The 7,623-nt window shown below is 67.0% G+C and carries 8 protein-coding genes, 2 tRNA genes and 1 pseudogene; 7 read left to right on the forward strand and 4 right to left on the reverse strand.

Annotation, left to right across the window (positions count from 1 at the left end):
• The first annotated feature begins 84 nt into the window (after positions 1–84).
• Positions 85–288 (forward strand): DNA-directed RNA polymerase subunit omega, encoded by a 204-nt coding sequence (gene rpoZ / locus U9J39_RS15240; protein WP_006578656.1) that lies wholly within the window; start codon positions 85–87, stop codon positions 286–288.
• Between the two features lie 205 nt (positions 289–493).
• Positions 494–2,908 (forward strand): RelA/SpoT family protein, encoded by a 2,415-nt coding sequence (locus tag U9J39_RS15245; RefSeq protein ID WP_115711590.1) that lies wholly within the window; start codon positions 494–496, stop codon positions 2,906–2,908.
• A 17-nt stretch (positions 2,909–2,925) separates the two neighbouring features.
• Here U9J39_RS15245 and greB read toward each other — a convergent pair whose 3' ends face one another.
• Entirely contained in the window at positions 2,926–3,489 is a 564-nt protein-coding gene (gene greB / locus U9J39_RS15250) for a transcription elongation factor GreB (RefSeq protein ID WP_115679771.1), read from the reverse strand.
• Between the two features lie 157 nt (positions 3,490–3,646).
• Here greB and U9J39_RS15255 point away from each other — a divergent pair.
• The 3 genes from U9J39_RS15255 to U9J39_RS15265 all read left to right on the forward strand — a co-directional run bounded on the left by U9J39_RS15255 (position 3,647) and on the right by U9J39_RS15265 (position 4,374).
• Positions 3,647–3,723, forward strand: a tRNA-Arg gene (locus tag U9J39_RS15255).
• Between the two features lie 172 nt (positions 3,724–3,895).
• Positions 3,896–4,156, forward strand: coding sequence for a hypothetical protein (locus U9J39_RS15260; RefSeq protein WP_062797485.1), 261 nt, complete (start codon positions 3,896–3,898; stop codon positions 4,154–4,156).
• A gap of 142 nt (positions 4,157–4,298) precedes the next feature.
• Positions 4,299–4,374, forward strand: a tRNA-Met gene (locus tag U9J39_RS15265).
• A gap of 135 nt (positions 4,375–4,509) precedes the next feature.
• On the opposite strand, the gene U9J39_RS15270 is transcribed toward U9J39_RS15265, so the two are convergent.
• Positions 4,510–4,791, reverse strand: coding sequence for a hypothetical protein (locus tag U9J39_RS15270; protein ID WP_115708683.1), 282 nt, complete (start codon positions 4,789–4,791; stop codon positions 4,510–4,512).
• A 15-nt stretch (positions 4,792–4,806) separates the two neighbouring features.
• Between U9J39_RS15270 and U9J39_RS15275 the strand changes: the two are divergent.
• Positions 4,807–4,974: pseudogene (locus tag U9J39_RS15275) on the forward strand (hypothetical protein); the annotation flags it as partial.
• Between the two features lie 36 nt (positions 4,975–5,010).
• Here U9J39_RS15275 and U9J39_RS15280 read toward each other — a convergent pair.
• Together U9J39_RS15280 and pdxR are read right to left on the reverse strand one after the other, a co-directional pair.
• Positions 5,011–5,319 (reverse strand): hypothetical protein, encoded by a 309-nt coding sequence (locus U9J39_RS15280; RefSeq protein WP_018006974.1) that lies wholly within the window; start codon positions 5,317–5,319, stop codon positions 5,011–5,013.
• Between the two features lie 154 nt (positions 5,320–5,473).
• Positions 5,474–6,922 carry a MocR-like pyridoxine biosynthesis transcription factor PdxR gene (gene pdxR, locus U9J39_RS15285; RefSeq protein ID WP_326347427.1) on the reverse strand — a complete coding sequence of 483 codons (1,449 nt, stop codon included), beginning with the start codon at positions 6,920–6,922 and terminating at the stop codon, positions 5,474–5,476.
• 152 nt (positions 6,923–7,074) lie between these two features.
• Here pdxR and U9J39_RS15290 point away from each other — a divergent pair, with 152 nt between their 5' ends.
• Positions 7,075–7,518: a carboxymuconolactone decarboxylase family protein gene (locus tag U9J39_RS15290; RefSeq protein WP_326347428.1), complete on the forward strand. Its 444-nt coding sequence runs from the start codon at positions 7,075–7,077 to the stop codon at positions 7,516–7,518.
• Positions 7,519–7,623 lie beyond the last annotated feature (105 nt).

Below are 7,623 nucleotides of genomic sequence, written 5' to 3' on the forward strand. Positions count from 1 at the left end.
CCGCGCGGGGCGCCGCCGGCGTTTCCCGCCGCGTGCTGTAAAATAGCAACCCAACGTAAGGTTTTGTCCCAAGGTGGATTTGATATGGCGCGTATTACCGTCGAAGATTGTCTGAAACACATTCCGAATCGTTTCGAGCTCGCGCTGGCGGCCACGTACCGTGCGCGCCAGCTGGTGCAGGGCCACACGCCCAAGGTCGAAGCGAAGGACAAGCCGACCGTGGTGGCACTGCGCGAGATCGCGTCGGGCCAGGTCGGCATCGAGATGCTGAAAAAGGTCCCGACCTGATCGACCAGGCGGCCCATGGCTCATCCCTGCATCGTGCCAGCACTGTTCCAGGCTCCCCAGCCGGATTCCCCGGGCCGCCGCCATGCCATCGCCGCATCCGCCCTCCAAGCCTCCATCCCAGCCGTCGCCGACCGCGGTCGTGCCGGCGCCTGGCGATGCGGCCCCGCCCGCGGCGCGTAAGCGCACCATCCCGGGCCAGTCTTCCGTGAACGCGCGCACCGGCGCTCCCAATCTTCCCGATCCGCTCGGCGACGATGTCGTCGGCGAGCGCGCCGTCGCGCCCGCGCTGGCGCCCGGCAAGACCCGGGGCACCCCCGTGCAGGACGAACTGGTCGCGGCGCAGCAAGTGGCGCCGCCGGCAGCCGACAGCCTGTTTATCGATGCAGTGCTGGCGCAGTCATACCGGCACTTCTTCGGCCCGACCTCGCAGCCGGCGGTGCCGCCGCGCCAGCAGGTCATTTCCATCACCCGGCTGATGGAAAAGCTCGCGTACCTGAAGGCGCCCGATCTGGCGCGGGTACGCGAGGCCTTCCAGTTTTCCGACGAGGCCCACCTCGGCCAGTACCGCCAGAGCGGCGAGCCCTACATCACCCATCCGGTGGCGGTGGCCGAGCTGTGCGCGGACTGGAAGCTGGACGTGCAGTCCATCATGGCGGCGCTGCTGCACGACGTGATGGAAGACCAGGGCATCACCAAGAGCGAGCTGGCCGAGAAGTTCGGTCCCAAGGTCGCCGAACTGGTCGATGGCCTGACCAAGCTGGACAAGCTCGAATTCCAGAGCCGCGAGCAGGCGCAGGCGGAAAGCTTCCGCAAGATGCTGCTGGCGATGGCGCGCGACGTGCGCGTGATCCTGGTGAAGCTGGCCGACCGTACGCACAACATGCGCACGCTCGACTTCGTGCCGCCGGAGAAGCGCCGCCGCATCGCGCTCGAGACCATGGAGATCTATGCGCCGATCGCGCACCGTCTCGGTCTCAACACGATCTACCGCGAGCTGCAGGAACTGTCGTTCAAGGTCGGCTCGCCGTTCCGCTACGCCACGCTCGAAAAAGCCGTCAAGGCCGCGCGCGGCAACCGGCGTGAGGTGGTCAAGCGCATCCTCGAGGCCGCGCAGAAGGCGCTGGCCGATGCCGGCATCGTCGCTGAACTGTCCGGGCGCGAGAAGACGCTGTACAGCATCTACCGCAAGATGCACGACAAGCAGCTGTCGTTCTCGCAGGTGCTGGACGTGTACGGTTTCCGCGTGGTGGTGGAAACGCAGATGCACTGCTACATGGCGATGGGGGCGCTGCACGGCCTGTACAAGCCGATGCCAGGGAAGTTCAAGGACTACATCGCGATCCCCAAGATCAACGGCTACCAGTCGCTGCACACCACGCTGGTGGGTCCGTTCGGCACGCCGGTGGAGTTCCAGATCCGCACGCGCGACATGCACCAGATCGCCGAGGCCGGCGTGGCCGCGCACTGGATGTACAAGCACCAGGCCGACCACGCCAACGATATCCAGCAGCAGGCGCACCAGTGGCTGCAGTCGCTGCTCGATATCCAGAGCCAGACCGGCGATTCGCAGGAATTCCTCGAGCACGTCAAGATCGACCTGTTCCCGGATGCGGTCTACGTGTTCACGCCCAAGGGCCATATCCGCGCGCTGCCGCGCGGCGCCACCGCGCTGGACTTTGCCTACGCGGTGCACAGCGACCTGGGCAACCAGTGCGTCGCGGTCAAGATCAACAACGAGATGCTGCCGCTGCGCACCGAGCTCAAGAGCGGCGATATCGTCGAGGTGGTGACGGCGCCGTACTCCAAGCCCAACCCCGCCTGGCTGTCGTTCGTGCGCACCGGCAAGGCGCGTGCGGCGATCCGCCACTACCTCAAGACCACCAAGCTGGACGAGGCGATCCAGCTGGGCGAGCGCCTGCTGGAGCAGTCGGCGCGCCAGCTCGGCATCGAGCTGAAGGCGGTGCCGCAGTCGGTGTGGGACCGCATGATCCAGTGGACCGGCAACAAGCAGCGCGAAGACATCTTCGCCGACCTGGCGCTGGGCCGGCGCGTGCCGGCGGTGGTGGCCAAGCGCATGGAGATCCTGCTGCAGGAGTTGTCCGGCGATGTCGACAGCGCGCTGCTGGCGGCGGTGCAGACCTTTGCCGGCGAGGAAGCGCCTGCGGTGCCGATCACCGGCGACGAAGGCATGTCGATCATCTTCTCGGCGTGCTGCCGCCCGATCCCCGGCGATTCAATCGTCGGCTACCTGGGCAAGGGCGAAGGGCTGCAGATCCACGTGCAGGACTGCAAGATCGCCAAGCGCCTGCACAGCAAGGATCCGGAGCACTGGATCGAGGTCATGTGGGCAAAGAAGACCACGCGCGCCTTCGATGTGTCGATCAAGGTGATGGTGCGCAACGTCAAGGGCATCGTCGCGCGCGTGGCGGCGGACCTGACCGCCGCCGACGCCAACGTTGCCCACGTGGCGATGGAACAGCAGGACGCCGGCCAGCAGGAAGCCACCTACATGCAGTTCATCATCCAGGTGCAGAACCGCCTGCACCTGGCCAACGTGATGCGCGGGCTGCGCCGCAACCCCGACGTCATCCGCATCTTCCGCGACCGCAACGACAATTGAAGCGCCGGGGCGCCGGCTTACTGCTTGCGCGCCGGGTAGCGGACTTCCAGGATATCGATCTGCTCGACGCCGGCCGGCGTGCGCAACGCCACGGTGTCGCCTTCGCGCGCCTTGAGCAGCGCCTTGGCAATCGGCGAGATCCAGCTGACGTGGTTGTGGTCGAGATCGACCTCGTCCATGCCGACGATGGTGATGGTGGTCTCTTCGCCCGACGCATGCGCGTAGGTGACGGTGGCGCCAAAGAAGATCTGGTCGTTGTCGCCCTGCAGGGACGGGTCGACCACTTCGGCCTTGTCGAGGCGGCGCGTCAGGAAACGGATGCGGCGGTCGATCTCGCGCAGGCGCTTCTTGCCATAGAGATAGTCGCCGTTCTCGGAGCGGTCGCCGTTGGACGCGGCCCACGAGACGATCTGTACCACGTCGGGCCGCTCCACATCGATCAGCTGCATCAGCTCGTTGCGCAGGCGCGCATAGCCTTCAGCGGTGATGTAGTTCTTGGTGCCGGGAGGCAGCGGTGCTGCGCCTTCGGGGAGATCGTCGTCCTCGTCGCCAGAGGACTCTTTGACAAATGCCTTGTTCATGGTCCGGGTCACTTCTTCAATCTGCCATTATAGGAAAAGCCCGCTGCCGGGCCGCCCCGGTGGCGCGGCAGCGTCGACCCACCCCAATAAAGATCGCAAAAAAGTTGGAGGGGGGCTTCACAAAAACGAAAACTGGGTTATAATCTTTTTCTCGCGTGCGGCTGTAGCTCAGTTGGATAGAGTACTTGGCTACGAACCAAGGGGTCGTGGGTTCGAATCCTGCCAGCCGCGCCACCTATGCAGAAAGAAGAGGGCTTCCGGAAACGGAAGCCCTTTTTCTTTGCCGCCTTTTTCTTTGCCGCTCGGTTTGTCTGTACCGTCTTGCCGCGCGCCCGCGTTATGCCTTGCGGTCGCGCGTGCCGCCTCCTAGTCTCGAAGAACCATCACGGATCCGGGAGTCGCTCGCATGGACAACGCTGACTGGCGCGTCGAGGCATATCGCGGCATGGACGTCTACGTCCTGGTGTCGCCGCAGGGGCAGGGCAGCATCGGCCGTTGGGGTTACGAGGTGCGCGTGTCGCAGGAAGGTGCCGATCCGGCCGATGCCGGCGATACCGAACTGCTGGCCAGCGGGCCGCAGCAGTTCTCCACGCGCCATGCGGCCGAGGTGGCTGCGTTCGGCGCCGGCTATGCGCTGGTCGACCGTCTGCTGGGACCTGCCGAGTAAGCGCGGCAAGCCGTTGCGCGCGCAGCGGTTTATGTCACGTTGTGATGTATCGACTTGCCCGCGGCGGCGAACGATTTGCTGTGCCGACGCAAATAGTGCTTGCCATACGCCGTCGGATCACCCATAATTCATCTCCTTCAGACGCGGGGTGGAGCAGTTGGCAGCTCGTCGGGCTCATAACCCGAAGGTCGCAGGTTCAAGTCCTGCCCCCGCAACCAACACCCTGGCATTCGCCATCCGCGGCAACCGCCGCAATCTTTCCAGCGTTGTTTCTCAGGCCGACCGGCCAAATCCCCTAGTGTTTCGACATCGGTGCCAATGCGTCCTGTGCGCGCATGGACTCGCACGCAATGTCATGCCGGCACGCGTTCCGCCGCGAGCCTGAAGGTATCGCGCACCAGCGGCTGGTCTTCGCGATCGGCTGCCTCGGCGCGATCGCGCAAGCGCGCGGCGAGCACCGTCAGCGTTCCCTGTGCCTGCGGTCCGCCGGCGGCCTGGCACTTGGTCACGGCTTCGCGCATCACCGCATCGAGTTCGCCGCTGACGTCGGCACCATCGAAGGCGCTGACCGAAAGGGCCGAGATGCGTTCCAGGTAGAGATTGACCAGCGCTTCGTCGTGTAGCGGTTCGGACATGTCTGCTCCTTGTCGATGACGGCATACCCGAACCATTGTAGTGAAGGCGCCGCCTGCCCGGGATCAAACAATAATGAATCTTGTTCGGGGCCTGTGCTGGATGGACGCATCCGCCAGGTGGCGCAGGAACTCGGCCAGGCGCACGAATCGGTGATCGGCCTGACCGGCGTCTATCACAACCTGCTGCGGCGCTGGATCGGCGCGGATGGACAGGGGCGACTAGTCGTCGCGCCGTCGCTGGTTCTGCAGCAGTTCGATGGGAGAGGGCTGGATGCGCCGCCGCGCCGGACGCAGCGCCCGGTTCGGCCACAGCACATAGTTGGTGTGCGGGTCCAGCGGCTTGCCGAAATACGAGACCCAGACTTGTACGCCCTGCTCGGTTTCGGCAACGATAGCCGCGACGGCGCGCGCCGCGGCGGACGGGGACTTGAGCAGCTCGGCCAGGGCTTCGACGCCCTGCACGACATGGTGCTTCACCCCTGCAAACCATGCGTACTGACGCATGGCGGACAACAAACGCTTGGTCATGAACGCGACTCGGGTTGGTTGGAAGAGCGAATGAGACTTTCGTACATCCGTTTTGTTCACAGCAAATTCGCCCGGCAAGTATGACTGAGGCGCCATGTCGCAGGTGTGTCACCTGCTTGCCGTGAGTGGCTGGCGTCTCCCGGTGCCGGCCGCATCACGCGGGGCGCGACGGGGCGGGAGCCAAGGCAGAGAGTACCATCGCCAGCCGGTCCAGGGCAGGGTCGATATCCAGCAGGTCGATCGCGCCGAAGCCCAGCAGCAGCCCGGCGCAACTGGGGGGCGGACTGGCATAGCAGGGGTCCAGCGTGGCCAGTTCCAGGTCCGCCAGCCGCGCCATCGACACCAGCGCCTCGGTGGCCACCGGCACCCGCAGCCGCGCCGCCAGGTGGAAGCCGGCCACCGCCGGCAGCGGCTCCAGCCACGGCGACAGGTCGCCCTGCAGCCGCGCCAGCAGGCGCGCGCGGCGCTGGGCATGGCGCGCATGCGAACGCCGGATATGGCGCAGCAGGTGGCCTTCAGACAGGAAGCGCGCCAGCGCCTGCTGCAGCAGCGTCGGCGTGTACCAGTCCATCAGGTGCTTGACCTTGCGCGCCGCCGGCATCAGCCACGGCGGCGCCACCAGATAGCCGCCGCGCAGGTTGGCCGCCAGGGTCTTGGAGAACGTGCCCAGGTAGACCACGCGGCCATGCCGGTCGAGGGTCTGCAGCGCGTCCAGCGCCTGGCCGCCGTAGCGGAACTCGCTGTCGTAGTCGTCTTCCAGGATCACCGCATGGCGGCGCGCGGCCCAGTCGAGCAGGGCCTGGCGCCGCGCCAGGCTCATCGGCACGCCCAGCGGCGACTGGTGCGAGGGCGTGACATAGACCAGGGTGGCGTCGTTGGGCAGCGCCGCCACCACCAGGCCTTCGTTGTCGACCGGTACCGGCACGACCCGCGCGCCCAGGCCCTGGAACAAGGCGCGTGCCATCGGATAGCCGGGATCTTCCATCGCCACCACCGCTCCCGGCCCGAGCAGCAGGCGCGCCAGCAGGTCGATGCCCTGCTGCGCGCCGCTGGTGACGAGGATATCGGTCGGCGCGCTCTGCACGCCGCGGGTGAAGGCGATATGGCGCGCAATGGCGTGGCGCAGCGGCATCTCGCCGGCGGCGTCGGGCGGGCCGGGCGCGCGCGTGCGTTCGGCCGCCAGCGCCGCGCGCACGCAGCGCGACCAGGCCTCATGCGGAAAGCGGGTGGTATCGGCCTGCCCGGGCTGGAAGGCATAGCGGGCGCCGCCTGTCGCGGCCAGGAACGGCGTGGGCACGGCCAGCCAGCGCTGCACCGCCGGCGGCAGCACCGGCGCCGCGGCGATGCGCACCGCCGGGCGCGCCAGCCCTTGCGCCACATAGGTGCCGTCGCCGACCCGCGCGTGCAGCCAGCCTTCGGCCACCAGCCGCTCATAGGCCGTGGTCACGGTCTTGCGCGCCACCCCCAGTTGCGTGCCGAGCAGGCGCGAGGGCGGCATGCGCGCGCCGGCTTCGAGGCGGCCGCCCTGGATCGCGTCGCGGATGTGGTGGACGATCTGCGCGGTCAGGTCGCCGGCGTGGTCGAGGGCCAGATGCAGTTCCATGCTAGGTGGGGTCTATCACGATTGGTCTACTGATTCTGCCGGAAATTGGCAGTGTACGGGGCCAATGTGGGGATCTATCTTTCATTCCGTCGGGCGCCGTCCCAGCGCCCGCTGCAATCGAACCTGAATCCAACTGTCTACGGAGATCGATCATGGAAGAACGGATGAACTGGCAAGACGTGGCCCCGGATGCCTACAAGGCAATGATCGGCGTCGAGGTCTACCTGGCACGCTGCTCGCTGGAAACCACGCTGAAGGAACTGGTCAAGATCCGCGCCTCGCAGATCAACGGCTGCGCCTTCTGCCTGGACATGCACGTGACCGACGCGCGCAAGCATGGCGAAAGCGACCGCCGCCTGAGCCTGCTGCCGGCGTGGCGGGAAGTAGGCTGGTTCACCCCGCGCGAGCGCGCCGCGCTGGCGTGGACCGAGGCGCTGACGCTGCTGCCGCAAAGCCAGGCGCCGGATGCGGACTACCAGGCCCTGCGCGAGCAGTTCTCGGAAAAGGAAATGGCCGACCTGACGCTGCTGATCTCGGCGATCAACGCGTGGAACCGCTTCGGCGTCGGCTTCCGCCGCCAGCCGCCGGCGCTCTGACGCCCGCACTCCTGCCTGCCTGACCAGCGCGGGGGGGGGGGGGGGGGGGGGGGGGGGGGGGGGGGGGGGGGGGGGGGGGGGGGGGGGGGGGGGGGGGGGGGGGGG

The sequence above is a fragment of the Cupriavidus sp. SS-3 genome (genome assembly GCF_035818815.1).
Lineage (GTDB): Bacteria > Pseudomonadota > Gammaproteobacteria > Burkholderiales > Burkholderiaceae > Cupriavidus > Cupriavidus taiwanensis_C.